The organism is Aquamicrobium sp. NLF2-7, from assembly GCF_022359935.1.
GTDB classification, from domain to species: Bacteria; Pseudomonadota; Alphaproteobacteria; order Rhizobiales; family Rhizobiaceae; genus Mesorhizobium; species Mesorhizobium lusatiense.
This window is the reverse complement of record NZ_JAKSED010000001.1, coordinates 2,169,005-2,195,618: the sequence shown is the minus strand read 5'-3', so window position 1 is coordinate 2,195,618 and position 26,614 is coordinate 2,169,005. Positions and strand designations below refer to the sequence as shown.

Here is a 26,614-nt window from a genome sequence, read left to right as displayed (position 1 = left end):
CATCGGGGCTGATGAGGTGGTGATCCCGGCAGGAATCGAACCTGCGACCTACAGATTAGGAATCTGCCGCTCTATCCTACTGAGCTACGGGACCACTGGCGCAGACACATAACGGTTTCAGGCCGGCTCGCCAAGGCTGGAAGCCTTCAAAAAAGCCGCGCCGGCCTGCAAAAATGCGCGAAGCCTCCGGTTTCAGCCGGCGAGGGCCTGTTCGGCCAGCTTCACCCAGTAACTGACGCCATAGGGAATGGCTTCGTCATTGAAATCATAGGCAGGGTGGTGAAGGCCGGCGCTGTCGCCATTGCCGATGAAGATGAAGGCGCCGGGACGCGCTTCCAGCATGTAGGAAAAATCCTCGCCCGCCATCAGCGGCTGCATGGCGCGGTCGACCTGGCTTTCGCCGGCAACACCGATGGCGACCGTGCCGGCGAAATCCGTTTCCTGCGCATGGTTGAAGGTCACCGGATAGTTCTGTCGGAAATCCAGCTCGATCTCGACGCCGAAGGTTGCGGCAATTCCATTGCAGACAGCTTGCAGACGCTGCTCGACCAGCGTTGCGGTCTCGCCCTTCAGCGTGCGCACGGTGCCGGCGAGCGCGACCTTTTCCGGAATGATGTTGTGGGCATCGCCGGCATGGAATTTCGTGATCGACACCACGCCCGCTTCCAGCGGGTCGACATTGCGCCCGACGATCGACTGGGTGGCGGCAACCAGATGGCTGGCGGCGACGATGGGGTCGTTGGAACGGTGCGGCATGGCCGCGTGCCCGCCGCGGCCCGAAACCCTGATGTCGAATTCGGCGGTGGCGGCAAGGATCGGCCCCTGCCGGATCGAAAACCGGCCGACGGGCAGGCCCGGCAGATTGTGCATGCCGAACACCTGTTCGATGCCGAAACGATCCATGAGGCCGTCCCTGACCATCTCGCGGCCGCCGCCGCCGGATTCCTCGGCCGGCTGGAAGATGACGACGACGGTGCCGGCGAAGTTGCGGGTCTCGGCCAGATAGGCGGCAGCACCCAGCAGCATGGCGGTGTGGCCGTCATGGCCGCAGGCGTGCATCCGCCCTTCATGGGTCGAGGCGTAAGGCTTGCCGGTGATCTCGGTGATCGGCAAGGCGTCCATGTCGGCACGCAGGCCGACGACGCGGCCATCGCCCAGCTTGCCGCGTATGACGCCGACAAGGCCGGTGCGGCCGATCCCGGTCACCACCTCGTCGCAGCCGAAGGCGCGCAGCTTGCCGGCGACGAAATCCGCGGTGGCTAGCACGTCGAAGCCGATTTCGGGGTTGCTGTGCAGATGGCGGCGCCAGCCGGCGACCTCTTCCTGCATTTCGGCGGCGCGGTTCAGAATTGGCATGACGGATATCTGCTCCAGATGGACATGTGGCACGGGCATGATGAACATCTGCCTTTTGCCATGTTGATGTCATATAGGTTAAATAGCACCGGCTGAAGCGGCCGGGGAAGAGCGCTGTCGCCATTGTTTGCGGACCTGTTTGCGGTTCCTCTGGAGCCAGACTGGCTGCGGTACAGGATATTCGGATAGAGATGATACCCACGCGTTTCGTGAAACTGGCGCTTTTTGGCGCAATCGGGCTTGCCGCCTCGTCGATGACTGCCGCCGCGAGCCCGACGCTTCTTTTCGAGCTGAACACCGGCAGGATCATTTCGCATGAGGATGCGTTCAAGCGCTGGTACCCGGCTTCGCTGACCAAGATGATGACCGCCTATGTCGCCTTCCGTGCTATCGAGGCGGGAGAGGCGGCGCTCGATTCGCCGATCCGGATGACGCGCAATGCCGTCAACCAGCCGCCCAGCAAGATGGGCTTCAAGACCGGGCAGGTGATGCGGCTCGACAATGCGCTGAAGATGATGATGATCAAGTCGGCCAACGATGTCGCCATGGCCATCGGCGAGAATATCGGCGGCACGCAGGCGGACTTTGCAAAGCGCATGAATGCCGAAGCCGCCCGTCTGGGCATGACCGGCACGCATTTCGTCAACCCCAACGGCCTGTTCTCGCCCGAGCAATATACGACCGCGCGTGACATGGCCTTGCTTGTGGCGGCCCTGCGCCGTGATTTCCCGCAGTACAATTCCTGGTACAGCATCGAGGGACTGGCCTTCGGCAAGACCAAAATTCCCAATTACAACCTTCTGGTCGGCCGTTATCCGGGCGCGGATGGCATGAAGACGGGCTTTGTCTGCGAATCGGGTTTCAATCTGGTCGGCACCGCCACCCGCAACGGCCGCACGCTGGCGGCTGTGGTGCTTGGTGAAAAGAATGGGCTGACGCGCGCCGAAGCGGTCGCCAAGCTGCTCGACATCGGCTTTGCCACGCCGGCGCAGGGAACCACCACGATCGCGACGCTCGCGCCTTATGGCGACACGCAGACATCGACCAATCTGCGCCCCGTGGTGTGCAAGCCGGCCGAGGCGAACGCCCAGTCGGAGGCCTCCACCGGGCCGAAGGAAGAAGGGCCGAAATCGATCTACCAGCAAAAGCTCACCGATCCGAAGCTGGTGGTGGTGGATCTGGGCGGGGCAACCGGGCCGGTGCCGAAAGCCATGATCGGTCGTGCGGAATTTGCCGACGTGCCGGTGCCGGGCTGGCGTCCGGACCTGCCGCCGCCGACATTCGCTACCTCGGCGCAGGGCGGCTGATCGCGTGTTCATGTCCGGCTTTCCCATTCCGGTCACGGTGCTCACCGGCTTTCTCGGCTCCGGCAAGACGACATTGCTCAATCGTCTGCTGAAGAACCCCGAGCTGAAAGACACCGCTGTCATCATCAACGAATTCGGTGACGTCGCCATCGACCATCTTCTGGTCGAGCAGGCATCCGACGGCATCATCGAATTGTCGGACGGCTGCCTGTGCTGCACGGTGCGCGGCGAGCTGGTCGACACGCTGGCCGAACTGGTCGACCGGGTGCAGACCGGCCGCATCGCGTCGCTGTCGCGCGTCGTCATCGAGACGACCGGCCTTGCCGATCCGGCGCCCGTGCTCCAGTCGATCATGGCGCATCCGGTGCTCGTTCAGGCCTTCCGGCTGGACGGCGTGCTGACGCTGGTCGATGCGGTCAACGGCGCGGCCACGCTGGACGCCCATATGGAAGCGGTGAAGCAGGCGGCGGTCGCCGACCGCATCATCGTGTCGAAACTGGATATGGTGCCGGACGAGGCGGTGCCGGCGGGGCTTCTGGCGCGGCTCGGCCGCCTCAATCCCTCCGCGCCAATCCTCGACGTCCGCAATGCAGGGCTTGCGGAGCTGTTCGGCTGCGGCCTCTACGACCCCGAAACCAAGATCGCCGATGTGCGCCGCTGGCTGGGCGAGGCGGGACATGATCATCACGATCATGGTCACCATCATCATGATGATGGCGAGCACGGCCATGCGCATCACCATCATGATTCGCGTATCCGCACTGACACGCTGGTTCATGACGGGCCGGTGCCGTTCGCTGCCATCGAGATGTTCCTCGATCTTCTGCGCTCAGGCCATGGCGAGAACCTTCTGCGCATGAAGGGCATCGTGGAACTGGCCGAGGATCCGTCGCGGCCGCTGGTGGTACACGGCGTGCAGAAGATCCTGCATCCGCCGGCACGCCTGCCAGCCTGGCCCGACGACAGGCGCGGGACGCGGCTGGTGCTGATCACGCTCGACATGCCGGGCGATTATGTGAAGCGCCTGTTCGCGGCGATCACCAACACGCCGCAGATCGACATGCCGGACCGTGCGGCACTCGAAGACAATCCGCTGGCAATACCCGGCACCTGACGCGCCGCATTCCAATCCGCGAGATGTCTTGAGCCTTCAAGCTATTGTTTTAGCATGATTTTTCAGGCTTCTGTTTTTAGGTTGGCGCTCGGCTATCTGCCACGCTCGATGAGGAAGCGATGGCCGCCGTCAATTGCGGCGGTTTCGATGACAATGTGGCCTGCTTCGTTGCAGAAAGCGGGAATATCGAGAACGGCCAGCGGGTCGGTGGTTTCCAGCCACAGGCGCGCTCCGGCTGGCAGACCCTGAAGGCGCTTGCGCGCCTTCAGCACCGGCAGGGGACAGTTGAGACCTTTCAGGTCATAGACATCCGTACTGTCGGCCAAGACGCCATCAGCCGCCGAACATGCCAAGCAGGCGCTTCTTCAGCTTCGCGGCGGCGCCGTCGTTAGCGGGAGCGCCGGACTGAGCCGCCTGAATCTCCAGCGCCTGTTGCGGCGTCTGCGCTGCAATTTCAGCAGCTTTCGCGGCCGCGGCGGTTTCCACCTTCTGCGCTTCGGCGGCCGCCTTCGCAGCGGCGACGGCCCTTGCCTTCTCTTCGGCAGCCTTCTTCTTCGCGTCCTGCTCGGCGTCGATGGCGGCCATGCGGCGGCCTTCCGCCGAATCGATGCGGCCCATGCGCTCGGTCTGGGTAATGGTCCCATCAGCGTTCAGGGATGGCGGCTCGACCGGCACGCGTTCGCCGCGGGCGCGCTTGCGCGTCCATTCCGAGACGATATGGGCTTCCTTGAGGCCGGCGATGGTCGGCTTCGGCGCGGGGGTGGAGGATTTCAGTGCGCTGTTGAAGGCTGCCTCATAGGTGCTCTGGTAGCTGGTATAGGCGACCTTCAGCGAATCGGGCTGCGAGCTGGCCGGGCAGGCGCCGGTCGGGTTGAAGGGCTGGCCGTCGACCGGAATCTGGTTGAACACATAGCGCCGCTCGCACACGTCCACCTTCGGCGGCACCTTGGTCAGCTCAAAATGATCGTAGCCGACCTTCAGCATCTTCCAGAACTCGTAGTTCGGGTCGTTGCGGTAGCGGGCCATGTTGGCGGCGGTCATGCGGAAGGGGAAGGCCTGCACCTGAAACTCGGTCTGGCCGCCCTGGAAGGCGTCACGACCGAAGGCGTAGATCTCCTCGATCTGCTGGTCGGTCATCGAATAGCAGCCGGCCGAGGAGCAGGCGCCATGGACCATCAGGTTGGACCCGGTACGCCCGTTGGCGCGGTCATAGCTGTTCGGGTAGCCGATGTTGAAAGCAAGATGATATTGCGAGTTCGGCTTCATCTGCGACGGCCGCACCGTGTAGAAGCCTTCCGGCGCCTGACGGTCGCCCTCGGTGAACTTCGGCCCGAGCTTGCCAGACCATTTGCAGATGTCATAGCTGGCGATCAGGTCGTAGCGGCCGTTGGTCTTCTGCTTCCAGATCTCCAGCTTGCCTTCTTCCTTGAAGACGCGGGCCATGACCGGCGCGGTCTTGTTCATGCCCTTGGCCTTCATGGCCTGCTGGATCTTGGGCGGAAGCTGGCGGTTGGCGTGCTGGGGCGCGAAGTCACCGATGGAGGAATCGGTACAGCCGGCAAGCGCTATGGCGCCTCCAATGGCGCCGATGAGAAGTCCGGCCCTGGCGAATCTGGTCAGCATGGACACGCTCTTCGTCTTTCTGCATTGGCCCGCCTTCCGGCGGCCTGAACGTCGATACAGGCGGAAGAGAACATTTCGCGCCATTCTCTCACGAATGGCATGGCCGCTCAATTCCACCGGAAATGGCCCCTGCGATATGCAGATCGCGGGCCTTTTCCTCAATTTGCTATAAACTCGTTAACCTTGCGAAATCCTTACCACAAGCCACCACCGCACTCCTCATGCACGCAACAGCCTTCACGGTTGCGTTATTGCGGGATGCGGCGGCATCTTTATGGCGAAAATGCGGTGGCAGCCGCAACGATCAGAGGTTGCGGCCCATTGCGAGATATTTTTCGCGACGCTGCTCGCGGAAATCGACGTTTCCTTCGCCGAATTCCTTCATGGTGCGCGCGATCAGGTCGCCGGTGGCGCTGATGACGGCTTCGGGGCCGCGATGGGCTCCGCCCAGAGGCTCGGGAATCACCGCATCGATGATCCTGAGATTGAGCAGATCCTGCGCGGTTATCTTCATGTTGGTCGCCGCATCCTTCGAGCGCGTCGTGTCGCGCCACAGGATCGAGGCGGCACCCTCCGGCGAGATCACCGAATAGATGGCGTGTTCCAGCATGTAGACCCGGTTGGCCGTCGCGATGGCGATCGCACCGCCCGATCCGCCCTCGCCGATGATGATGGAGATGGACGGCACCTTGAGGCCAAGGCCGGTCGAGGTCGAACGGGCGATGGCTTCGGCCTGGCCGCGTTCCTCGGCGCCAACGCCGGGATAGGCGCCCGCCGTATCGACCAAAGAAATGACGGGAATGCCGAAACGGTCGGCAAGCTCCATGATGCGCACCGCCTTGCGGTAGCCTTCAGGACGTGCGGAGCCGAAATTGTGCTTCAGGCGGCTGGTCGTATCGGAGCCTTTTTCCTGACCGAGGATCGCCACCGGCTCGCCGCGAAAACGGGCGAAGCCACCGATCAGCGCCTGATCCTCGCCGAAAGTGCGGTCGCCAGCCAGCGGGGTGAAGTCGGTGAACAGGCCGCGCACATACTCCAGACAGTGCGGACGGTCGGGATGGCGCGCCACCTGCACCTTCTGCCATGGCGTCAGGGCCTTGTAGAGGTCGCGCAGCGCGTCGCGGGAGCGCTTTTCAAGCCGTGCGATCTCATCGGCAACATCCACGGACTCGCCGCCTTCAGCGAGCTTTTTCAGTTCCAGGATCTTGCCTTCGAGATCGGCAACCGGTTTTTCGAAGTCGAGATAATTGTACATTCGTGATCGGACCAGTGCGCCGGAAATGGCGTTGATTGATGCCTGCGCAACCCTGAACAGAAGGTTATCAGACGCGAAATGTCGCCCTCACATAACGATATGAGGCCTAGTCGGCAAGCGGATGGTGGTCATTGACAAGGCGCATAAGCCGCTCTTCCAGAACATGGGTGTAAATCTGGGTGGTGGAGATGTCTGCATGGCCGAGAAGCTGCTGGACAGCTCTCAGATCCGCACCGTTCTGAAGCAGATGGCTGGCGAAAGCATGGCGAAGCACGTGAGGCGATATTTTTTCGGCTGAAATGCCGGCCCGGGCGGCCAGCGCCTTGAGATCGCGGGCGAAGACCTGCCGGGCCAGATAGCCGCTTTCGGATGCCGCCGGGAACAGGAACGGGTTTTCAGCGAAGGCCGGAATTTTGTTGCGTGCGGCGAGCCATGCCTGCATGGCCGCCCGCGCCTTGGGTGAAAGCGGCACCATGCGTTCCTTGTTGCCCTTGCCCCGGACCACGAAGAAGCGCTCGTCCCGCAAGGCCACCGCAACCGGCAGACCGACCAGCTCGCTCACGCGCAGGCCCGTCGCATAAAGCACCTCGACCAGCGCATGCAGGCGCAGGGCGGCAACCGCGTCGCCACCGGCGCGCAAAGGGGTAACCGCGTCGCCATCGGCGCCCAGGGCGGCAACCGCGTCGCCGCCGGCGAGTGCCGGATCGGCAGCTTCCAGCGCGGCGCGGTCGAGCAGGCGGCCGGTCTCGGCCTCGCTCATGATCTTCGGCAGCGTGGCCGCTTTCTTCGGGCTGTCCAGCGTGCCGGTGGGGTCGTCATCGCGCAGACCTTCGGCATAGAGAAAGGCGAAGAACTGGCGCAGCGCCGAAAGCCTTCGGGCCTGGGAGGAGGCCGCGAAGCCGCGCGCGGCAACGCCGTCCAGATAGCTGCGCAAGGCTGCCGTGTCGGCCTGCGCCAGCCCGGTTGTAATGATCTCGGAAGCATCTTCGAGGTCGCGGCGGTAGGACTCCAGCGTGTTCAGCGCCGCGCCGCGTTCGGCGCTCATCATTTCGAGAAAAGCCTCGATGCGGGCCGCATCCTTCATGGCTTTTGCGGGTTCAGCTTTTCGGCCGGAATGCGCACGCTGAGCTCCGCCTGCTTCGGCTCCACGAACATCACCAGTGCCACCATGGCGCCGTAAACGATGCCGGCCAGAACGGCGAGCGTGACAATGAAGCGGAAGAGTGTCGGCATGAATTTTCGCTGGTTCTTTCTCGCCGGCCCGGATTTGTTTCCTTATGAGGTGGTGTTGCGGCCATTTCAAGGGCATGCAGATGGCACCGCTGCTTGACGCAACACGCCTTTTCATGTGGATACGCCACGATGACCCAACAGCAGGCACCCGAATTGCAGCATGGCCGCGCCGCCCTCCTCGACAGGCTGGGCAAACGCTGCGTCGTGCTTGTCGGCTTGATGGGGGCCGGCAAGACCTCGATCGGGCGCAAGGTGGCGGCGGCGCTCGGACTGCCTTTCGTCGACAGCGATCTCGAAATCGAGGATGTGTCGCGCATGACCATCCCGGAACTGTTCGAAGCCTATGGCGAGCCCGAGTTCAGGGCGCTTGAACAGCGCGTCATTGCCCGCATTCTCGAAGGGGGGCCGAAGGTGCTGTCAACCGGCGGCGGCGCCTATATGAACGAGCAGACGCGCGCGGCCATCGCCAGCCATGGCGTGTCGGTCTGGCTCAAAGCCGATCTGGATCTGCTCATGGAGCGGGTGGCGAAGAAGCAGAACCGGCCGCTCCTGCGCGATCCCGATCCGCGCGGCGTTCTTCGCCGGCTGATGGATGAGCGCTATCCGGTCTATGCCCTGGCCGACGCGACGGTGGTGACGCGCGACGAGACCAAGGAGGTGATCGCCGCCGAGGTGATCGAGGCGATCAGCCGCCATATGGAACTTTCCGGCGAGGTGAACAAGTGAGCGAAGACGTAAAGGTCGAGGTCGGGCTTGGCGAGCGGGCCTATGACATATTGATCGGGCCGGGGCTGATCGCGCGTGCCGGCGAAGAGATCGGCAGGCGGCTTCCGGGCGTTCGCGTCGCCATCGTCACCGACGAGAATGTCGCGGCCACCCATCTCGAAACGCTGAAGGCGGGTCTCGATGAAGGCGGTATCGCGTCTTCCTCCGTGGTGCTGCCGGCCGGCGAAAAGACCAAGAATTTTACGGCGCTTCAGGAAGTCGTCGATGCGGTTCTGGCCGCAAGGCTGGAGCGCGGCGATGCGGTGATCGCTTTCGGCGGCGGCGTTATCGGCGACCTTTCCGGCTTTGCGGCCGGCATCGTGCGGCGCGGCATGCATTTCGTGCAGATGCCAACCTCGCTGCTGGCGCAGGTCGACTCTTCCGTCGGCGGCAAGACCGGTATCAACAGTGCGCGCGGCAAGAACCTCATCGGTGTCTTTCATCAGCCGAAGCTGGTGCTGGCCGATACCGCCGTGCTCGACACGCTGCCGGTGCGCGAGTTCCGTGCCGGCTATGCCGAGGTCGCCAAATACGGACTGATCGACAGGCCTGATTTCTTCGCCTGGCTGGAGAAGAACTGGCAGGAGGTTTTTGCAGGCGGGCCGGCCCGCATCGAGGCGATCGCGCAATCCTGCAGTGCCAAGGCCGACGTGGTGGCGCGCGACGAGTTCGAGACCGGCGATCGGGCGCTGCTCAATCTCGGCCACACCTTTGGTCATGCGCTGGAGGCGGCGGTCGCCTATGACGGCGCCCGTCTCGTGCATGGCGAAGGCGTCGCCATCGGCATGGCGCTGGCGCATCGGTTCTCGGCGCGCATGAACCTTGCCAGCCCCGACGACGCGGCGCGCGTCGAGGCGCATCTGAATGCTGTCGGCCTGCCATGGCGCATGGCCGACGTTCCGGGCGGCCTGCCGGATGCGGAGGCCCTGCTTTCCTTCATCGCGCAGGACAAGAAGGTCAGCCGCGGTGCGCTCACCTTTATTCTCACCCGCGGCATCGGCCAGTCCTTCATCGCACGTGATGTGCCGACTTCGGAGGTGCTGGCCTTCCTGAAGGAGAACCACCCCGGATGATGCAGGCCGGCTGGATCGTTGCCCTTGTGCTGGCGGTGCTTGGTGCCGCGGCACTTCTGCTGCGCCACAGGCTGGCTGAAGCCATGGGCTATGTCCGCGCCGGAGATAATGGCGGCGAGGAACTGCAGCGCGGCAACGGAACGCGCTCCGACCGGCAGTGGCTGGGCGAACGCTTCGAACTGGATGAACTCGAAGTCTCGGACGTGATGGTCCACCGCATGAATATGCGCTCGCTCAATGCGGACAACACGCCCGAGGTGATCGTGCGGGAAATCCTGCAGAGCCAGAATACGCGCATGCCCTTATGGCGCGGTTCGCTGGATAATATCGTTGGCGTGCTGCACGCCAAGGACGTGTTGCGCGCGCTCGACGAGGCGGGCAACGACCTTGCGCGCGTCGACCTCATGAAGTTCGCCGAAAAGCCGTGGTTCGTTCCCGACACCACGACCTTGCAGGAGCAGCTCAACGCCTTTCTGCGCCGCAAGGCGCATTTCGCCATCGTGGTGGACGAGTATGGCGAGGTCGAGGGACTGGTGACGCTGGGCGACATCATCGAGGAGATCGTCGGCGAGATCGCGGATGAAACCGACATCGATCTGGCCGGCGTCAAGAAGGAAGCCGACGGCTCGGTGGTGGTGGACGGCACCGTGCCGATCCGCGATCTCAACCGCGCGCTCGACTGGGACCTTCCCGATGAGGAGGCGACGACCATCGCCGGGCTCGTCATCCACGAAACGCAGTCGATTCCGGAAGAGAAGCAGGCCTTCACCTTCCACGGCAAGCGCTTCGTGGTGATGAAACGCGACAAGAACCGCATCGCGCGGCTCAGGATCAGGCCGGTTGATGAAGCGCAGGCTCTGATCGCCGTTCCGCCTGCTCTCCCACCCCGCCAGTAGGTCCGCCAGTAGAATTGGCCGCTGCACCAACGGTTCAGTGCCGCAGGCTTGCGGACATGAGGGACGCGCGCCTGTAGCATCCGGCCGGATGGCCATGGGAGTGTGCTTTGGGATTGTTTGACGGACTTTCGGCTTTTCCGCCCACGCCGGCCGATGCGCAGGGGCACGTGCAGGAGAAGCTGCTTGCCGCCCTCATCGGGCGCATCGCGGCCACGGAAGCGGATTCGATCGGGCTGCTCGGCAGCACGGGCGGCTATGCCTATCTCACGCCTTCAGAGCGGCAGCGCGCGGTTCGTGTCGCGGTCGAATGTCTGGGTGGCAAGCGTCCTCTTTTTGTCGGGGTGGGTGCGCTGCGGACCGACGACGCGCAGGCGCTGGCAATGGATGCCCGCAAAGCGGGCGCCGACGGGTTGCTGGTCGCGCCCATGTCCTACACGCCGCTGACGGAGGAAGAGGTTTTTCAGCACGTGGTGGCGGTGGCGGAGGCCGGCGAACTGCCCCTGTGCATCTACAACAATCCCGGCACCACGAAATTCACCTTCAGCGAAGACCTCATCGCCCGGCTGGCGAAGGTGCCGCACATCGTGGCCGTCAAGATGCCCTTGCCGGCCGACGGCGGTTTTGCCGGAGAGCTGGTGCGCCTGCGGGCCCGCCTGCCGCAGGATTTCACGATCGGTTACAGCGGGGACTGGGGTGCCGCCGATGCTATGCTTGCAGGCTGTGACGCATGGTTCAGTGTCATTGCCGGGCTGCTGCCTGCACCTGCACTGGCGCTGATGCGTGCGGCTCAGGCGCAGGATGAGGCCGAAGTTCGCCGGATCGATGCAAGGTTCCGGCCGCTATGGGCGCTGTTTCAGGAATTCGGCAGCTTTCGCGTCATGTATGCGGTGGCCGACAGCATCGGGCTTTATAGCCTGGCACCGCCGCGCCCGATCCTTCCGATTTCGGGCGAGGCCCGGACAAGGGTGGAAGCAGCGCTGGAGGCGCTCGGAACGCCATAGTTTCCGGGCAAGCTACCAGCGGGTTTTTTCGCCCGGTGCCGCAGGTTCCACGGCCAGCGCATGGAGGCCGCCGGCGATCTCGTCGGCCAGCGCCTCGTTGACGGCCCGGTGGCGTTCGATCCGGTTCATGCCGGCGAAGGCGGGAGAAACGATGCGCACGCGAAAATGGGTTTCGCCGGTGCCGTCGAAGGTGGCATGATGGTCGGAATCATGGTGGTGATGACCGGCATGGAGATGGCTTTCGTTGATGACGACAAGCCGCTCGGGCGCGAAAGCGCCCGTCAGCTTCTTCTCGATCCGATCCTGTCTGGACATCCACGCGGCTCCTTACCATATGGGCTCTGCTTTCCGGGATATGGCTGCCCGCCGCGGGAATTTCCATCGCGGACATCATTGCCACAGAATGCGCAAAATCGCGCGTGATCAGCCCTCTCGACGGGTTAGGGACACGAAAGCGTAAATGTCAATTCTTGTTTCGCGGCGGCGAAGGCCCCATAGAACGGTCAAATGAAAGCGTATCCCAAATATTTCGACAAGATTCGCATCCGCCGCGAGAAGGATGCGGAGGCCAAGACCACGGCGCCCGTGTGCCAGTGGGACGGCTGCTGCGAGCCCGGCACCCATCGCGCGCCGGTGGGGCGGATGCGCGAAGGCGAGTATTTCCGCTTCTGCTTCGATCATGTGCGCGAGTACAACAAGGGCTTCAACTATTTTTCCGGCGTGTCGGACTCCGAGGTCGCCCGTTTCCAGAAGGAAGCGATGACCGGCCATCGCCCGACATGGAAGATGGGCGTCAACAGCTCGGCCCGTTCGGCGCCGGATTTCGCGCAGGCCCGCTCAGGCCGCGCCGGCTATTACAACCGCGTGCGCGACCCCTTCAACATGTTCGGGACCGATCCGAACAATCCGCCGCGTCAGCGCAAGGCGCGGCCGCTGGAAACCAAGGCGCTGGAGACTCTGGGGCTGACGCCGCAGGCGACCGCCACGGACATCAAGACCCGCTACAAGGAACTGGTCAAACGCCATCACCCCGACGCGAACGGCGGCGACCGGGGATCGGAAGACAGGTTCAGGGATGTTTTGCAGGCTTACCGGGTGCTCAAGCAGGCAGGCCTGTGCTGATAAGTGACAGGGCCAGAGCGCTTTTCCAACTTTCATCCGGCCGGAAAAGGCTTTAAGACCGCCCCGGACAAACCATCATAACCGGCGAAATATAGTTTTTTCGCCTGCGGAGACGTTGGAAGCATCATGAACAAGGTGGATCGAGACATCGCCAACCTGCCGGATACGACGGTTTCGGTGAAGGACACTTTCGGTTTTGAATCGAAAATGGTCGTGCCGGCCTATGCCGAGACGAGCGAACATGTACCGGAAGTCGATCCCGACTACCTTTTCGACAGGAACACCACCCTCGCCATTCTGGCAGGCTTTGCCTACAACCGCCGTGTGATGGTTTCGGGCTATCACGGCACCGGCAAGTCGACCCATATCGAGCAGGTCGCAGCCCGCCTCAACTGGCCCTGCGTGCGTGTCAACCTCGACAGCCATGTCAGCCGTATCGATCTGGTCGGCAAGGACGCCATCGTCCTGCAGGACGGCAAGCAGGTCACGGAATTCCGGGACGGCATCCTGCCCTGGGCCTATCAGCGCAATGTGGCGCTCTGCTTCGACGAATATGATGCCGGCCGTCCCGACGTGATGTTCGTGATCCAGCGCGTGCTGGAATCGTCCGGCCGCCTGACCCTGCTGGACCAGAGCCGCGTCATCCGTCCGCACGCCGCTTTCCGCCTGTTTGCAACGGCCAACACGGTTGGTCTGGGCGACACCACGGGTCTCTATCACGGCACCCAGCAGATCAACCAGGCGCAGATGGACCGCTGGTCCATCGTTACCACGCTGAACTATCTGCCGCACGACAACGAGGTGAACATCGTCGTCGCCAAGGCCAAGCACTATCGCGACGAAAAGGGCCGCGAGATCGTCAACAAGATGGTGCGTGTCGCCGACATGACGCGCTCGGCCTTCATCAATGGCGACCTCTCCACGGTCATGAGCCCGCGCACCGTGATCACCTGGGCCGAAAACGCCGAGATCTTCGAGGATGTGGGCATGGCCTTCCGCCTGACCTTCCTCAACAAGTGCGACGAGCTGGAGCGTTCGGTGGTGGCTGAATTCTACCAGCGCGTGTTCGGCGAGGATCTGCCGGAGAGCGCGGCGAACGTCGTTCTGGGGTGAGGATCGGGAGGACGGCGTGACCTATCAGGGCGGGTGCCATTGCGGTAAGGTGCGGTTCAGCGTCGAAATCGACCTGTCGAGCCCCATCACCTGCAATTGCTCCTACTGCTCCAAACGGGGCAGCATCCTGGCCTTCACGCCGGCCGACAGCTTCTCGCTGGAAAGCGGTGCGGCTGATCTCACCGAATACCGGTTCAATTCGAAGACAATCGAGCATCTGTTCTGTAACGCCTGCGGCATGGAATCCTTTGCGCGCGGTCAGATGCCGGATGGCAGGAAGATGGTGGCGGTCAATGTCCGCTGCCTCGACGGTGTCGACCTCGATGCGCTTCAGCCGCATCAGGTTGACGGCCGCTCGCGCTGACAGGCGACAGGATCATGGCAGGCCCCGGCGACAACACACGAAACAAACCGAAGTCAGGCGCTGAGACCGATGGTTTCAAGCGCGCCATGACGGTTTGCATGCGCGCCATTTCCAATGACAGGGAAATGGAAATCTCCTTTGCCAAGGACAAGCCGGCGATGGCCGGCAACCGGGCAAGGCTTCCCGAACTGCCGAAGAAGCCGACGCTGGCCGACATCGCGGTCACCCGTGGCATCGGCGATTCCATGGCTCTGCGGCGCGCCTGTCACGATCAGCGCATCCACACAAGGCTGGCGCCCGAGGGCAAGCAAGCTCGCGCCATCTATGATGCGGTCGAGCAGGCGCGTGTCGAGGCGATCGGCGCGCGCGCCATGGCAGGCGTTGCCGGCAATCTCGACGCCATGCTGGAAGACAAATACGCCAAGGCCAATCTGGCCGAGGTGCGCGACCGGGAAGAGGCGCCGCTTGAGGAAGCCGTCGCATTGCTGGTGCGCGAACGCCTGACCGGCCAGAAGGTGCCGCCGAGCGCCGAACGCCTGGTCGATCTGTGGCGCGGCTGGATCGAGGAAAAGGCCAGCGCCGAGATTGACGGGCTGGACGGCAAGCTGGAGGACCAGCAGGCTTTCGGCCGCATCGTGCGCGACATGCTCGCCTCCATGAACATGGCCGAGGAGTTCGAGGAAGAAGAAGAGACCGAGGACTCCGAGGACGATCAGGAAGAGGAGCCGCAGGGCGGCGACGATTCCGAGGATGGCGGCGAGGAGGATTCCGGTTCCGAGGATGCGCAGGCCGAGGAAGCGGCTGCCTCCGAGGACGATGATTCACAGGCCGAGGCGGAAGCTGACGACGCCATGTCGGAAGACCTTTCCGATGATGACGACGCCGATGCCGACAATCCCGGCGAGGCGCGGCGCGGCGAAAATCCCTTCTCCAATCTGGCGAAGGAGATGGACTACAAGGTCTATACGACCCAGTTCGACGAGACCGTCGGGGCCGAGGAACTGTGCGAGGAAGAAGAGCTCGATCGCCTGCGCGCTTTCCTCGACAAGCAGCTCGCCAATCTGCAGGGCGTGGTCGGCCGGCTTGCCAACCGCCTCCAGCGCCGCCTGATGGCGCAGCAGAACCGTTCGTGGGACTTCGATCTGGAGGAAGGCTATCTCGATCCGGCGCGTCTGGTGCGCGTGGTGATCGATCCGATGCAGGCGCTGTCCTTCAAGCAGGAGCGCGACACCAAATTCCGCGACACGGTGGTGACGCTGGTGCTCGACAATTCCGGCTCGATGCGCGGCCGTCCGATCACGGTTGCCGCAACCTGCGCTGATATTCTGGCGCGCACGCTGGAGCGCTGCGGCGTTTCGGTGGAAATCCTCGGCTTCACCACCCGCGCTTGGAAGGGCGGGCAGGCGCGCGAGAAGTGGCTGAAGGATGGCAAGCCCGCCAATCCCGGCCGCCTCAACGATCTGCGCCACATTGTCTACAAGTCCGCCGATGCGCCGTGGCGGCGCGCGCGCCGCAATCTCGGCCTGATGATGCGCGAGGGCCTGCTCAAGGAAAACATCGACGGCGAGGCGCTGTTGTGGGCGCATCAGCGGCTGATGGCCCGGCCGGAGCAGCGCAAGATCATGATGATGATCTCGGACGGCGCGCCGGTCGACGACTCCACGCTCTCGGTCAATCCCGGCAACTATCTGGAACGACATCTGCGCGGCGTCATTGACCTGATCGAGACTCGCTCGCCGGTCGAGCTTCTGGCCATCGGCATCGGCCATGACGTCACCCGCTATTACCGCCGTGCCGTCACCATCGTCGATGCCGAGGAACTGGCCGGTGCCATGACCGAGCAGCTCGCCTCGCTGTTCGAGGAAGAAAGCTCCCACGGACGCGGATCGCGACGGGCATCCTGATGCCCGTCTGCGCGGCTGGAGGGTGGCCGCCTTTCCCGCAACCGCGGCAAGGCTCCGGTGATCTGACCGGCAGAAGTTTCGCTGCGCGCGTTCGCCGGAATTTTTCGATGAATCTGTGGCGTGGACTGCTGTTCGCGCTTGTCTGCCTGCTGGCATCCCCCGCCCTTGCCGAGCCGGCACCCGTCCAGCAGGCCGAGGTGTCGTCCCGCCAGATCGGCTATTTCCATATCGGCCGCAGCGCGCAGCGCTTCGGACAGTTGGAGTTCGTCGGCGGACTTGAAATGTCCTCGCCGGCGCGCGACTTCGGCGGCATTTCGTCCATGCGCTTCCTGACCCCCGGCCGCGATTTCATCGCCGTCTCGGATGTCGGCATCTGGCTGTTCGGGCGGATCGCGCGCGACGAGGCAGGCCGGCCTGCAGGCATCGAGCAGATGCGCCTGCAACAGATGGTCGATGCGACCGGCAACGCTGTCGTCGACAAGTGGGACGTCGATGCCGAAGGGCTTTCGGTGAAGAATGGCGAGGTTTTTGTCGGCTTCGAACGGCGGCACCGCATCAGCCGTTTTCGCCTCGATCCGGAGGGCATGAAGGCGGCCATCGGCACTATCGATTTTCTCGTGCCGGTCCATGAGCTGCGTCAGAACCGCGGCTTCGAGACCGTTTCCCACGCGCCGGAGGACGGGCCGCTCGCCGGGGCGCTGGTCGTCGTGACCGAAAAGAGCATCGACCGTCAGGGCAACATCTTTGCCGCGGTGACCGAAGGGCCGCGCAAAGGCATCTTCACCGTGCGGCGTTATGACGGTTTCGACATCACCGATGGCGCTTTCCTGCCCGGCGGCGATCTGCTGTTGCTGGAGCGCAGCTATACGCTGATGGGCGGAGTGCGCATGCGGCTGCGCCGCATTGCCGGCGACAGCATCGGCAAGGGCGCGCTGGTCGACGGCCCGGTGCTGCTGCAGGCCGACATGACCTTTCAGATCGACAATATGGAAGCGCTCGATGTGTGGCGGCGCGAGGACGGCGCCACCATGATCTCGATGATGTCGGACGACAATTACTCGATCCTGCAGCGCAATCTCTATCTCGAATTCGTGCTGCACGATGACTGACGTACAGATCTGTCAGATCACGTTGAGCTCGCGGAACACGCGGCCTTCCACGATCCGCTCATAGGAAAACGCCCGGCAGTCGATGGTGCGGTATTGGCCATGCACGATCAGTTCGGCCAGCGCCTTGCCGGCGGCAGGCGCCTGCTGCAAGCCATGCCCGGAAAAGCCGTTGGCGAAGATGAAGTTCGCCACCTGCGGGTGCGGGCCGATCACCGCGTTCTGGTCGAGCACGTTGTAGTCGTAGTGGCCGACCCAGGCGCGCGTCATCCTGATCGCCTCGAAGGCGGGAATGCGGGTGGCCAGAACCGGCCAGATCTCGTTCTCGAACAGGCTCCAGTCCGGCTCGAAATCGGTGGGGTCGGCCGCCTGTTCGCCGGCCTCGTCCTCGGCCCCGCCGGTGATGTAGACCGAGCCTTCCGGGCGCACATAGATGCCGGAGGGGTCGACCAGAAGCGGCATGTCCTCATAGCGCTCGCGCGCCTCGAACACGAAAACGTTGCGCTTGCGCGGCTCTACCGGCAGGTCGATGCCGGCAAGCGCCGCGACCTTGCCCGCGTTCGGACCGGCAGCGTTGACCACAAGTCCTGCGTCCAGCGTCTCGCCAGTGTCGAGCGTGACCGAGGCGATCCTGTCGCCCTGCCGGTCGATGGCCGTGACCGAGGCGGTGACAAGATCGACCTTCATGCCGCGCAGGGCCTTGCGGAAGAGGTGCAGATAGGCATGCGCGTCGAACCAGCCCTCGCCGCTCACGCCATAGGCGCCAGCGGCCACCCCCTCGCCCGACAGCCACGGGAACCGCTTCACCAGCGCGGCGGCATCCTCCAGCACGATGTCGGCGCCTTCGGCCGCCTGCACCGCATGATTGGCCTGCAGGACCGGCAGCCCCTCCTCCGTCGCCAGAATGAGATAGCCGCCTTCGCGAAAGCCGATATCGGCCTCGTCGCCGAACTCCTGCTTCAGCCGCCGGAACAGGTCGAGGGTAAAGCGCGAGAGGCGGATGTTTTCAGGTTGCGAAAACTGCTGGCGGATGGAGGCCGCCGAAAGCGTCGTGGCCGAATGGGTGAAATTCGGATCGCGTTCGACCACGGCGAGCGATCCCGAAAAGCCTTCCTTGCGCAGATAGTAGGCGAGCGACGCACCCATGATTGCGCCGCCGATGATGACGATGTCGTATTTCGCCATGATGCGATTCCCGATTTTCCTGTTCTGGTCATGATGGCTGTCGCCATCCTGCGCGCATTGCCCAACAACGCGTCTCTGATCTGATATCCGGGCGATGCCGGATACGTTTTGTCTGGCCGAAAAAAGGTCTTGCCGCAAGCTCTTGCAAGGGCCAGCCTGCCGGGTCACAAAGGCCAGATGACCGATATGCAGAACCGCCCCCGTCGCTCCGTGCTTTATGTCCCTGCCGTCAACGACAAGGCGCTGGCCAAAATCGGGCAGTTGCCCTGCGATGCGATCGTGGTGGATCTGGAAGATTCGGTTTCGCCGGACCAGAAGGTAGCGGCGCGGCAGAAGCTGGCCGGCATTTTCGCCGCCCGTCCGCAGCGCGCGCAGATGGTGGTGCGCATCAATGCGCTGTCCAGCGAATGGGGCGAGGATGATCTCGCGGCGGTCGTTGCCTGTAAACCGGATGCCATCCTGCTGCCCAAGGTCGATACGGCGCGCGATGTGCTGGAGGCAAACGACCGTCTGGACGAACTCGACGAGGATGCCGCCATCACCCTGTGGGCGATGATCGAGACGCCCCGGGGGCTGATGAACAGCGGCGCCATCGCCGAGCTCGGGCGCGATCCCGCCTCGCGGCTTTCCTGCTTCGTGATCGGAACCAACGACATCGCCAAGGAAACCGGCGTTTCGCTCACACCCGACCGGCGTTATGTGATGCCGTGGCTGATGCAGATATTGCTCGCCGCGCGCGCCGGCGGGCTCGATATGCTCGACGGCGTCTACAATGATTTCCGCGATGCCGAAGGATTTCTCGAGGAATGCGCGGAAGCGGCCAGTATGGGCTTCGACGGCAAGACGCTGATCCACCCTTCCCAGATCGAGGCCGCCAATGCTGCCTTTTCGCCGGAGCCTGCCGCCCTTGCCGCGGCGCAGGCCATCGTCGATGCCTTTGCGCATCCCGAAAACCGGGACAAGGGCGTGATCGCTCTCGACGGGCGCATGGTGGAGCGCCTGCATCTGGCGCAGGCCGAAAAACTGCTGGCGAAAGCGGCCGCCATCGCTGCATGATGGCGCCTCTGTTTCTCACAGGAAGATACGATGCGACTCTACCGTTTTCTGACCGCCGTCGATGACGCCACCTTCTGCCACAAGGTGACGGCTGCCCTGAACAAGGGCTGGCATCTCTACGGCTCGCCCACCTATGCCTATGACAAAAAGGAAAAGGTCATGCGCTGCGGGCAGGCGGTGGTGAAGGATGTCGAGGGGCAGGAGTATGAGCCCGGCGAAACGAAGCTCAGTGACTGGTAAAGGGCCCGGAGCAGCGGGCGTTCTGACGAATGCTGCTCTGGTCTTTTTCTTTGCCGTATTTATGCGACGTCAGACGATTCGGTCTGACTGCAACATGATCTAAACACCCAGCCGGGTTTTGAGCGCCTCATATTGCGCGGAAGAGGTATCCGCCATCGCCTCTTCGCGGCTTGAGGGCAGGTCCTCGAACGGGGTCGGCCGATCGAACTCGCTGATGGTGAAATCCCACTTTATCCCGCCGATCCGGTTGTAGAAGTGCGTGCCGTCCGGTGTCCGGGTCTTGAGAATGTCGCCGCCCAGCATATCCTGCGCCACAAGTGCGGTGACGCTGCACTGGCCTGTGGCTGGATTATCCGCTCGCCACCGGCTGGAACTCTCCGCGCTCCATGCCGCCATGAGCCTTGCATATAGTTCCAGTGGTGTGATTTCGCTGCCTTTCGTCATTCCGACGACGCTTCGATGCGCTCCATGTCGTCGTCGGAAAGGCCGAAATGGTGGCCGATCTCGTGGATCAGCACATGGGTGACGATGTCGCTCAGCGTTTCCTCGTTCTCGGCCCAGTAATCGAGGATGGCGCGCCGGTAGAGGGTGACGCGGTTCGGTCCCTCGCCCGTGGCCGGGTTCCAGCGTTCGGCGATGCCGCGCCCCTCGAACAGCCCGAGCAGGTCGAAAGGTGTTTCCAGCGCCAGATCATCCATGATCTCGTCGGTCGGGAACTCCGCCACCTGGATGATGATCTCGCCGGTCAGCGTGCGAAATTCCTCGGGCAGATGCGCATAGGCCTCCAGCGCCAGCATCTCCATTTCCTCCAGCGAGGGGGAGAGTTCTCCGTGCCAGGTGCGTGTCTTGTAGATGCGGGCCATGCTTCGTCCTTCTTTCCCGCGGCATATAGGCTTTTGCGCGCGGCTGGGCAAACGCTGATGCACAGGCAGGATCTTTCAAAGGAATAAATTCTTATCATGTCTGCTTGACTCCTGAGTTCGGCTCTGGAATCTATAAGAACATAACAGGAACAAATAAGAGAGATCGACCGCCATGGCGAATCGCGCCGTAGCGCGGGACGCCGTTTTTGCCCTGCGCCGGGAAATTGCGAGAATTGAAGGTGCGCTGCCGCAGCGCCTTGAAATGCCTGCGGGAGCGGAAGGCGAAGGGGAGGCCCCGCGCCTGCCCATCGGCGTCGGCAGTCTCGACAGGCTGCTCGGCGGCGGGCTCATTCGGGCGGCGCTGACCGAGATCCATGGTCGTGAAACGCGCGATGCCGGCGCGGTCGCCGGTTTTGCGCTGGCTCTGGCCGGTCTGCTGCTGGGGCAGGCGAAGGAACCGGGCCTCGTGCTGTGGGTCGGCATGTCGGGTGTGTTGCATGAGGCCGGCCTTCCCCATGCCGTGGGCGCGCAGGCGCTGTCAGGTCTTGCGCCGGAGCGGCTTCTGCTGGCGCAGGCACCGAAGCTTGCCGATGCGCTATGGGTGGCGGAGGAGGCAATTCCGCTGCAGAAGCTGGCCGCCGTGGTGGTGGAAGTGCACGGCAACCCCGAAAAGCTCGACCTCACCGCCACGCGCCGCCTGCATCGCCGCGCGCAGGCAGCCGGCCGGCCGGTGCTGCTCCTGCGTCAGGCGGCACGGCCTGAAGCCACCGCAGCTCCCGTGCGCCTTGTCGTCTCGCCGGCATCGTCCGGCATGCGCAGCACGCTTGCCGGCCCGCTCGAAGGCTCCATCGGCCTGCCTGCCTTCACCGTCTCGCTCGACAAATCCCCTGCCGCCCTGCCGGGCCTGTTCACACTGGAGTGGAATTCCGATGTTTGCCGTTTCACCGAAAGAGCAAATCCGCAAATCGGAACAGCGGATCCTGTCGCTGTGGTTTCCCTATCTGGCCGCGGAGCGGGTGCTGCGTCGGCGTCTGGGCAGGTCGTGGCGTTCCGCAGACAAGGCGCATCTGCCGCTGGTGCTGAGCCTGCAGCGTCACAACACGGTGCAGGTCGCGGCCCTCGACGCACGGGCTGAGGCGCTGGGCCTGAAGCGCGGCATGGGCCTTGCCGATGCGCGGGCCATGCATCCGGCCCTCGATGTGGTCGAAGCCGATCCGGCAGGCGAGCGCCGCCTGCTGGAAGCGCTTGCCGACTGGTGTGACCGCTACACGCCGCTGGTGGCGCTGGACGGCGAGAACGGGCTGTTTCTCGACGTCACCGGCTGCACCGCGCTGTTCGGCGGCGAGAAGCCGATGCTGGAGATGGTGCTGGCGCAATTCTTCGATCAGGGTTTTGACGTGCGCGCCGGCTTTGCCTCGACGCCCGGGGCCGCATGGGTGGCGGCGCGGTTTCAGGGAAGGCTGGTGGTCGCACCGGGAGGTGAGGCAGACCTGCTGGCACGGCTGCCGCCGCAGGCGCTGCGCCTTGACGCGCAGCTCTGCACGGGGCTCGACAGTGTCGGCCTGCGCAGCATTGGCGAGATCATGGCCGCACCGCGCGCGCCGCTTGCCCGCCGCTTCGGCCGGCACCTGATGCTGCGTCTCGACCAGGCGCTTGGCCGCATCGACGAAGCGGTGTCGCCGCGCCTGCCGGTGCCGGCGCTGGTCGTGGAACGGCAGCTGGCCGAGCCGGTCGTGCTCACCGAGGACATCGAACGGCTGGTGCAGATGCTGGCCGTTTCGCTGAAAGGCGATCTGGAGCGGCGCGGCGAAGGTGCAAGGCAGCTTGGCCTGTCGCTGTTCAGGGTCGATGGCGCGGTCAGCCGCATCGCTGTCGCCGCATCGCTGCCGCTGCGCGATCCGGACAGGATCCACAAGCTGTTTCGCGAAAGGCTGGCCGTAGCCGGCGGCGATTTCGACGCCGGCTACGGCTTCGATCTCGTGCGCCTTGCCGCCTTTTCGACCGCGCCCTTCGACATGCGCCAGACGGACCTTTCCGGCGTAGCCGACAGGGGGGATGAGGATCTCGCCCTGTTCGCGGACCGCGTGCGGGCAAGGCTGGGACGCGGGGTCGTGATGCAGCCGGTGGCGGTCGAGAGCCATGTTCCCGAGCGGGCCGTCGCCCTGCACCCCTTTGCCGGGAAGCTTCCCGAGCCCGGCTCCGCAGGCGTGTCTCGGCCCGCGCTGCCGGAGCGGCCGGTGCGCCTGTTCGGCCGGCCCGAGCCAGTCGAGGTGCCGGCCACCGAATTGCCGGAAGGCCCGCCGATGCGGTTTCGCTGGCGGCGTGCCCTGCACAGCGTGGTGTGCGCCGAAGGGCCGGAGCGCATCGCCCCCGAATGGTGGCGCAATGGCGAAGAGGTGCCGGAGCGCGACTATTACCGGGTCGAGGACAGTGAAGGCCGCCGCTACTGGCTCTACCGGCTCGGCCATCATGAAGCCGGCCAGCCGCCGCCGCGCTGGTTCATGCACGGGCTGTTCGCATGAACGCTTCTGCTGCCGGAAGCGGCGCGCCCGCCTATATCGAGTTCGGCGTGCAGTCGAATTTCTCGCTGCTGCGCGGGGCCTCGCGGCCGGAAGAACTCGTGGTGACGGCCTGCGCGCTGGGCCATGCCGGCATGGGGCTGGCGGATCGCAACACGGTGTCGGGCGTGGTGCGGGCGTGGAGCCAGTCGAAGGCGATCCGGTTTTCGGAAAAAGGCGAAGCGCATGTGCTGCCCTATCATCCCGGCTGCCGGCTGGCCTTCGCCGATGACACGCCCGACGTGCTCGCCTATCCGCAGAACCGCAGGGGCTGGGGACACCTGTGCCGGCTGCTGACGACGGGCAATCTGCGCGAGCAGAGCGAAAAGGGAGTTTCGCTGCTTTATCTGGACGATCTGCTGGACTGGGGTGACGACATTTCGCTGGCCATCCTGCCCGATCCGCTGGGGCCGGCCGCCGAAACCCTTGCCTTGCTTGCCCGGCTGAAAGAACGTTTCGGCAGCAATCTTTGGCTGGCCGTCGCGCCCGACTATCGCGGCAATGACCGCTTCCGGCTGGCGCAGGCTGAGGCCCTTGCCGATCAGGCCGGCCTGCCGCTGATGGCGACCAATGACGTGCTTTATCATGCTGCCGAACGGCGGCCCCTGCAGGACGTGCTCACGGCCATCCGGCTCAGGACGACGGTTGCTGAGGCCGGCTTCGCGCTTGATGCCAATGCCGAGCGATATCTGAAGGAACCGGCCGAGATGGCGCGGCTGTTCAGGCTGCATCCGCAGACGCTGGCCGAGACATGGCGCTTTGCCGCGACGCTGTCCTTCTCGCTGTCGGAGTTGCAGCATAACTATCCCGACGAGCCGACGCGCGACGGCGCCACCCCGCAGCAGGAGCTGGAGCGGCTGACATGGGAGGGCGCCGCCCGTTTCTACTCCGAGGGCGTGCCGGCGCATCTGGCAGCGCGAATCGGCAAGGAGCTGGCGCTGATCGAAAGGATGAATTACGCGCGCTATTTCCTCACCGTGCAGGACATCGTCCAGTTCGCACGCAGCAGGGACATATTGTGCCAGGGGCGCGGTTCGGCCGCCAATTCGGTGGTCTGCTTCCTGCTCGGCATCACCGCCGTCGCGCCGGAGCAGATCGATTCTTTGTTCGAGCGCTTCATTTCTGAAAAACGCAACGAGCCGCCCGACATCGACGTCGACTTCGAGCACCAGCGGCGCGAAGAGGTCATGGCCTATATCTATGAGAAATATCAGGAAAAGCACACGGCTCTGGCCTGTGCGGTGATCAGCTACCGGGGCCGCTCGGCGCTGCGCGAGGTGGCGAAGGCCATGGGCCTGTCGCAGGATGTGCAGGGCGCCTTGTCCGGCTCGATCTGGGGCTGGTGGACCTCCTCCATCGGCTCCGAGCAGGCGAAGGCCGGCGGGCTCGATACGTCCGATCCGGTGACGCGCCATGTGCTGGCCCGCGCCGGCGAGCTGGTGACGACCGAATGCCCGCGCCATTTGTCTCAGCATGTCGGCGGCTTCGTCATCACCCGCGACCGGCTGGACGAGATCGTGCCTATCGTCAGGACGGGCATGGAAAGCCGCAAAATGGTGGAGTGGAACAAGGACGATCTCGACGCCGTCGGCATCCTGAAGGTCGACGTGCTGGCGCTCGGCATGCTGAGCTGCATGAAGCGCGCCTTTACCTTGCTGGAGGACCACTATCGGGTGCGCGATGCGCATGGCAGGCCGATCACGCTGGCCACCATGCCGAAGGAGGACCGGATCGTCTACGACATGATCTGCCGGGCCGATACGCTGGGCGTCTTTCAGATCGAATCGCGCGCCCAGATGTCGATGCTGCCGCGCCTGAAGCCGCGCTCATTCTACGATCTCGTTATCGAGGTGGCGATCGTGCGCCCCGGCCCGATACAGGGCGACATGGTTCACCCCTATCTGCGCCGGCGCGAGGGCAAGGAAAAGGTCGAGTATTACAAACCCGAGCTGGAGGAAATTCTCGGCAAGACATTGGGCGTTCCGCTGTTTCAGGAACAGGCGATGAAGATCGCCATCAGGGCGGGCGGTTTCTCGCCGGACGAAGCGGACCTGCTGCGCCGCGCCATGGCGACTTTCCGGCGCACCGGCAAGGTCAGCCTCTATCAGGACCGCATGGTCAGCGGCATGGTTCGTAAAGGTTACCCGAAGGAATTTGCCGAGCGCTGCTTCCGACAGATCGAGGGCTTCGGCGAATATGGCTTTCCCGAAAGCCACGCCGCGTCCTTCGCCCTGCTGGTCTATGCCTCCTGCTGGTTCAAGGCTTTCTACCCGGACGTTTTTTGCGCGGCGATCCTCAACTCGCAACCGATGGGTTTTTATAAGCCCGCCCAACTCATACGCGATGCGGCCGAGCATGGCGTCGAGATCCGGCCCGTCGACATCAACGCTTCCGCATGGGAGTGCACACTGGAGAAGGCGGCTTTCGATCCGGCCCGCGTCTCGGAGCGCCATGTCGATATGCGTCGCACCATCCGCACCATGCATGCGATGCGGATGGGCTTCAACCAGATCAGGGGGCTTGCAGAAAAACGCATGCAGACTTTCGTTGCCCGCCGTGGTGACGGCTATGTCTCGGTGCGCGACGTGTGGCTGCGTTCCGGGCTGGATACGGGCGAAATCGGCAGGCTTGCCGATGCCGACGCCTTCCGTTCGATCGGGCTCGACCGGCGCGAGGCGCTCTGGGCCGTGCGCGCGCTCGATGCGAAAAGTGCGGTCGAATCCCTGCCGCTGTTCGACAGGCCGGAACTGGACCTGCCGGATCCGGAGCCCGTCACCCATCTTCCCGCCATGCAGCCGGGCGAGCATGTTGTTCACGACTATCGCAGCCTTGGCCTGTCGCTGAAGGCGCATCCGGTGGGCTTCCTGCGCGCCCGGCTCGATCGGGCCGGGGTGACGCCCAATGTGCGGCTTGGCGCGCTGGCCGATGGCGCGCGCGTCACCGTGGCAGGGCTGGTGCTGGTGCGCCAGCGGCCGGGCAAGGGCAAGGCCGTTTTCCTGACGCTGGAGGATGAAGGGGCGATCGCCAACATCATCTTCTGGCTGGGCACGTTCAACCGCTACCGGCCTGCCATCATGGGCGGGCGCTTCGTGCGCGTTACCGGCAGGCTGCAGTCCCAGTCGGGCGTCCTTCACATCGTTGCCGAACGGATAGAGGACCTTTCCTCATGGCTGGGCGATTTGCTCGATGCGCCCCAGAAACTGGTGGAGGAAAAAGGCATGCCCGGCATCCCTGCGGAAAACAGCCAGCACATGCTTGCCCGAAGCGCGCGTTCGGTCATGCCAAAGGGCAGGAATTTTCATTAGAGCATTCTACCGCTGAATGGAGACATTCGGCATCGCATGAATGATGTAAAAATAGTCACGCAAAGCATTTCAGCGGGTTGCACAAACGTGCCATCCCTCTGTGTTACGCAGTTGCACCCGCAAAACCGCGCCGCACTTTGCCGGAATCGCTGCAGCGCTTCTGACTGGAAAGCGA

Annotated in this window: 26 protein-coding genes and 1 tRNA gene; 16 read left to right on the top strand and 11 right to left on the bottom strand. The window is 63.9% G+C overall.

The features are described from left to right. Window positions 1-17: 17 nt before the first annotated feature. Window positions 18-94 (bottom strand) — tRNA-Arg (locus MIC97_RS10905). A 98-nt stretch (window positions 95-192) separates the two neighbouring features. Next, the gene (locus MIC97_RS10900) at window positions 193-1,356 is read right to left on the bottom strand and encodes a M20 aminoacylase family protein (RefSeq protein WP_239800028.1); all 1,164 of its coding nucleotides are present in this window, start codon (window positions 1,354-1,356) and stop codon (window positions 193-195) included. A gap of 191 nt (window positions 1,357-1,547) precedes the next feature. Between MIC97_RS10900 and MIC97_RS10895 the strand changes: the two genes are divergently transcribed. After that, window positions 1,548-2,663 carry a D-alanyl-D-alanine carboxypeptidase family protein gene (locus MIC97_RS10895; protein WP_239800027.1) on the top strand — a complete coding sequence of 372 codons (1,116 nt, stop codon included), beginning with the start codon at window positions 1,548-1,550 and terminating at the stop codon, window positions 2,661-2,663. A 10-nt stretch (window positions 2,664-2,673) separates the two neighbouring features. Continuing rightward, entirely contained in the window at window positions 2,674-3,777 is a 1,104-nt protein-coding gene (locus MIC97_RS10890; protein ID WP_239800026.1) for a GTP-binding protein, read from the top strand. Window positions 3,778-3,869: 92 nt separating this feature from the next. Here MIC97_RS10890 and MIC97_RS10885 read toward each other — a convergent pair whose 3' ends face one another. The 5 genes from MIC97_RS10885 to MIC97_RS10865 form a co-directional block, all read right to left on the bottom strand. Continuing rightward, the gene (locus MIC97_RS10885) at window positions 3,870-4,103 is read right to left on the bottom strand and encodes a sulfurtransferase TusA family protein (RefSeq protein ID WP_239800025.1); all 234 of its coding nucleotides are present in this window, start codon (window positions 4,101-4,103) and stop codon (window positions 3,870-3,872) included. Between the two features lie 7 nt (window positions 4,104-4,110). Further along, entirely contained in the window at window positions 4,111-5,400 is a 1,290-nt protein-coding gene (locus MIC97_RS10880; RefSeq protein WP_239800024.1) for a murein L,D-transpeptidase family protein, read from the bottom strand. A 304-nt stretch (window positions 5,401-5,704) separates the two neighbouring features. Then, the gene (locus MIC97_RS10875) at window positions 5,705-6,655 is read right to left on the bottom strand and encodes an acetyl-CoA carboxylase carboxyltransferase subunit alpha (RefSeq protein WP_239800023.1); all 951 of its coding nucleotides are present in this window, start codon (window positions 6,653-6,655) and stop codon (window positions 5,705-5,707) included. A 106-nt stretch (window positions 6,656-6,761) separates the two neighbouring features. Then, a complete protein-coding gene (locus MIC97_RS10870) occupies window positions 6,762-7,739 on the bottom strand; it encodes a site-specific tyrosine recombinase XerD (RefSeq protein ID WP_239800022.1) in 978 nt (325 codons plus the stop codon). Next, window positions 7,736-7,888 carry a histidine kinase gene (locus MIC97_RS10865; protein ID WP_239800021.1) on the bottom strand — a complete coding sequence of 51 codons (153 nt, stop codon included), beginning with the start codon at window positions 7,886-7,888 and terminating at the stop codon, window positions 7,736-7,738. Before MIC97_RS10865 ends, MIC97_RS10870 begins: the two co-directional genes overlap by 4 nt. A 129-nt stretch (window positions 7,889-8,017) precedes the next feature. On the opposite strand from MIC97_RS10865, the gene MIC97_RS10860 reads away from it, so the two are divergent. From MIC97_RS10860 to MIC97_RS10845, 4 genes are all read left to right on the top strand, one after another. After that, entirely contained in the window at window positions 8,018-8,614 is a 597-nt protein-coding gene (locus tag MIC97_RS10860) for a shikimate kinase (protein ID WP_239800020.1), read from the top strand. Next, entirely contained in the window at window positions 8,611-9,726 is a 1,116-nt protein-coding gene (gene aroB / locus MIC97_RS10855; RefSeq protein WP_239800019.1) for a 3-dehydroquinate synthase, read from the top strand. The genes MIC97_RS10860 and aroB overlap by 4 nt, the downstream gene beginning before the upstream one ends. Continuing rightward, entirely contained in the window at window positions 9,726-10,622 is an 897-nt protein-coding gene (locus MIC97_RS10850; protein ID WP_239801101.1) for a transporter associated domain-containing protein, read from the top strand. The genes aroB and MIC97_RS10850 overlap by 1 nt, the downstream gene beginning before the upstream one ends. A 107-nt stretch (window positions 10,623-10,729) precedes the next feature. Further along, the gene (locus MIC97_RS10845) at window positions 10,730-11,623 is read left to right on the top strand and encodes a dihydrodipicolinate synthase family protein (RefSeq protein WP_239800018.1); all 894 of its coding nucleotides are present in this window, start codon (window positions 10,730-10,732) and stop codon (window positions 11,621-11,623) included. A 12-nt stretch (window positions 11,624-11,635) separates the two neighbouring features. Here the strand turns inward: MIC97_RS10845 and MIC97_RS10840 are convergent, their stop codons facing one another. After that, window positions 11,636-11,938, bottom strand: a complete 303-nt coding sequence (locus MIC97_RS10840; protein ID WP_239800017.1) for a BolA family transcriptional regulator — start codon at window positions 11,936-11,938, stop codon at window positions 11,636-11,638. 192 nt (window positions 11,939-12,130) lie between these two features. Here MIC97_RS10840 and MIC97_RS10835 point away from each other — a divergent pair, with 192 nt between their 5' ends. From MIC97_RS10835 to MIC97_RS10815, 5 genes are all read left to right on the top strand, one after another. Further along, window positions 12,131-12,745 carry a J domain-containing protein gene (locus MIC97_RS10835; RefSeq protein WP_183825655.1) on the top strand — a complete coding sequence of 205 codons (615 nt, stop codon included), beginning with the start codon at window positions 12,131-12,133 and terminating at the stop codon, window positions 12,743-12,745. 126 nt (window positions 12,746-12,871) lie between these two features. Further along, window positions 12,872-13,858 (top strand): cobaltochelatase subunit CobS, encoded by a 987-nt coding sequence (gene cobS / locus MIC97_RS10830; RefSeq protein WP_183825652.1) that lies wholly within the window; start codon window positions 12,872-12,874, stop codon window positions 13,856-13,858. Window positions 13,859-13,874: 16 nt separating this feature from the next. Next, window positions 13,875-14,222 carry a GFA family protein gene (locus MIC97_RS10825; RefSeq protein ID WP_239800016.1) on the top strand — a complete coding sequence of 116 codons (348 nt, stop codon included), beginning with the start codon at window positions 13,875-13,877 and terminating at the stop codon, window positions 14,220-14,222. Next, entirely contained in the window at window positions 14,219-16,126 is a 1,908-nt protein-coding gene (cobT, locus tag MIC97_RS10820; protein ID WP_239801100.1) for a cobaltochelatase subunit CobT, read from the top strand. The genes MIC97_RS10825 and cobT overlap by 4 nt, the downstream gene beginning before the upstream one ends. Window positions 16,127-16,233: 107 nt before the next feature. Then, window positions 16,234-17,235 carry an esterase-like activity of phytase family protein gene (locus MIC97_RS10815; protein ID WP_239800015.1) on the top strand — a complete coding sequence of 334 codons (1,002 nt, stop codon included), beginning with the start codon at window positions 16,234-16,236 and terminating at the stop codon, window positions 17,233-17,235. 12 nt (window positions 17,236-17,247) lie between these two features. On the opposite strand, the gene MIC97_RS10810 is transcribed toward MIC97_RS10815, so the two are convergent. Continuing rightward, complete coding sequence (locus MIC97_RS10810; protein WP_239800014.1) at window positions 17,248-18,417, bottom strand: FAD-binding oxidoreductase; 1,170 nt, start codon at window positions 18,415-18,417, stop codon at window positions 17,248-17,250. Between the two features lie 177 nt (window positions 18,418-18,594). On the opposite strand from MIC97_RS10810, the gene MIC97_RS10805 reads away from it, so the two are divergent. After that, window positions 18,595-19,473 (top strand): CoA ester lyase, encoded by an 879-nt coding sequence (locus MIC97_RS10805; RefSeq protein ID WP_239800013.1) that lies wholly within the window; start codon window positions 18,595-18,597, stop codon window positions 19,471-19,473. 30 nt (window positions 19,474-19,503) lie between these two features. After that, on the top strand, window positions 19,504-19,713 hold the full coding sequence (locus MIC97_RS10800; protein ID WP_183825634.1) for a DUF1737 domain-containing protein: 210 nt from the start codon (window positions 19,504-19,506) through the stop codon (window positions 19,711-19,713). A 99-nt stretch (window positions 19,714-19,812) separates the two neighbouring features. Here MIC97_RS10800 and MIC97_RS10795 read toward each other — a convergent pair whose 3' ends face one another. Next, window positions 19,813-20,157, bottom strand: a complete 345-nt coding sequence (locus MIC97_RS10795) for a hypothetical protein (protein ID WP_239800012.1) — start codon at window positions 20,155-20,157, stop codon at window positions 19,813-19,815. Continuing rightward, the gene (locus MIC97_RS10790) at window positions 20,154-20,576 is read right to left on the bottom strand and encodes a metallopeptidase family protein (RefSeq protein WP_239800011.1); all 423 of its coding nucleotides are present in this window, start codon (window positions 20,574-20,576) and stop codon (window positions 20,154-20,156) included. The genes MIC97_RS10795 and MIC97_RS10790 overlap by 4 nt, the downstream gene beginning before the upstream one ends. A 172-nt stretch (window positions 20,577-20,748) precedes the next feature. On the opposite strand from MIC97_RS10790, the gene MIC97_RS10785 reads away from it, so the two are divergent. The 3 genes from MIC97_RS10785 to MIC97_RS10775 are packed head-to-tail and all read left to right on the top strand — an operon-like array spanning window position 20,749 to window position 26,439. Next, a complete protein-coding gene (locus tag MIC97_RS10785) occupies window positions 20,749-21,711 on the top strand; it encodes a hypothetical protein (RefSeq protein ID WP_239800010.1) in 963 nt (320 codons plus the stop codon). Then, window positions 21,653-23,098 (top strand): DNA polymerase Y family protein, encoded by a 1,446-nt coding sequence (locus MIC97_RS10780; protein WP_239801099.1) that lies wholly within the window; start codon window positions 21,653-21,655, stop codon window positions 23,096-23,098. Before MIC97_RS10785 ends, MIC97_RS10780 begins: the two co-directional genes overlap by 59 nt. Next, window positions 23,095-26,439: an error-prone DNA polymerase gene (locus tag MIC97_RS10775; protein WP_239800009.1), complete on the top strand. Its 3,345-nt coding sequence runs from the start codon at window positions 23,095-23,097 to the stop codon at window positions 26,437-26,439. Before MIC97_RS10780 ends, MIC97_RS10775 begins: the two co-directional genes overlap by 4 nt. The last annotated feature ends 175 nt before the right edge of the window (window positions 26,440-26,614 follow it).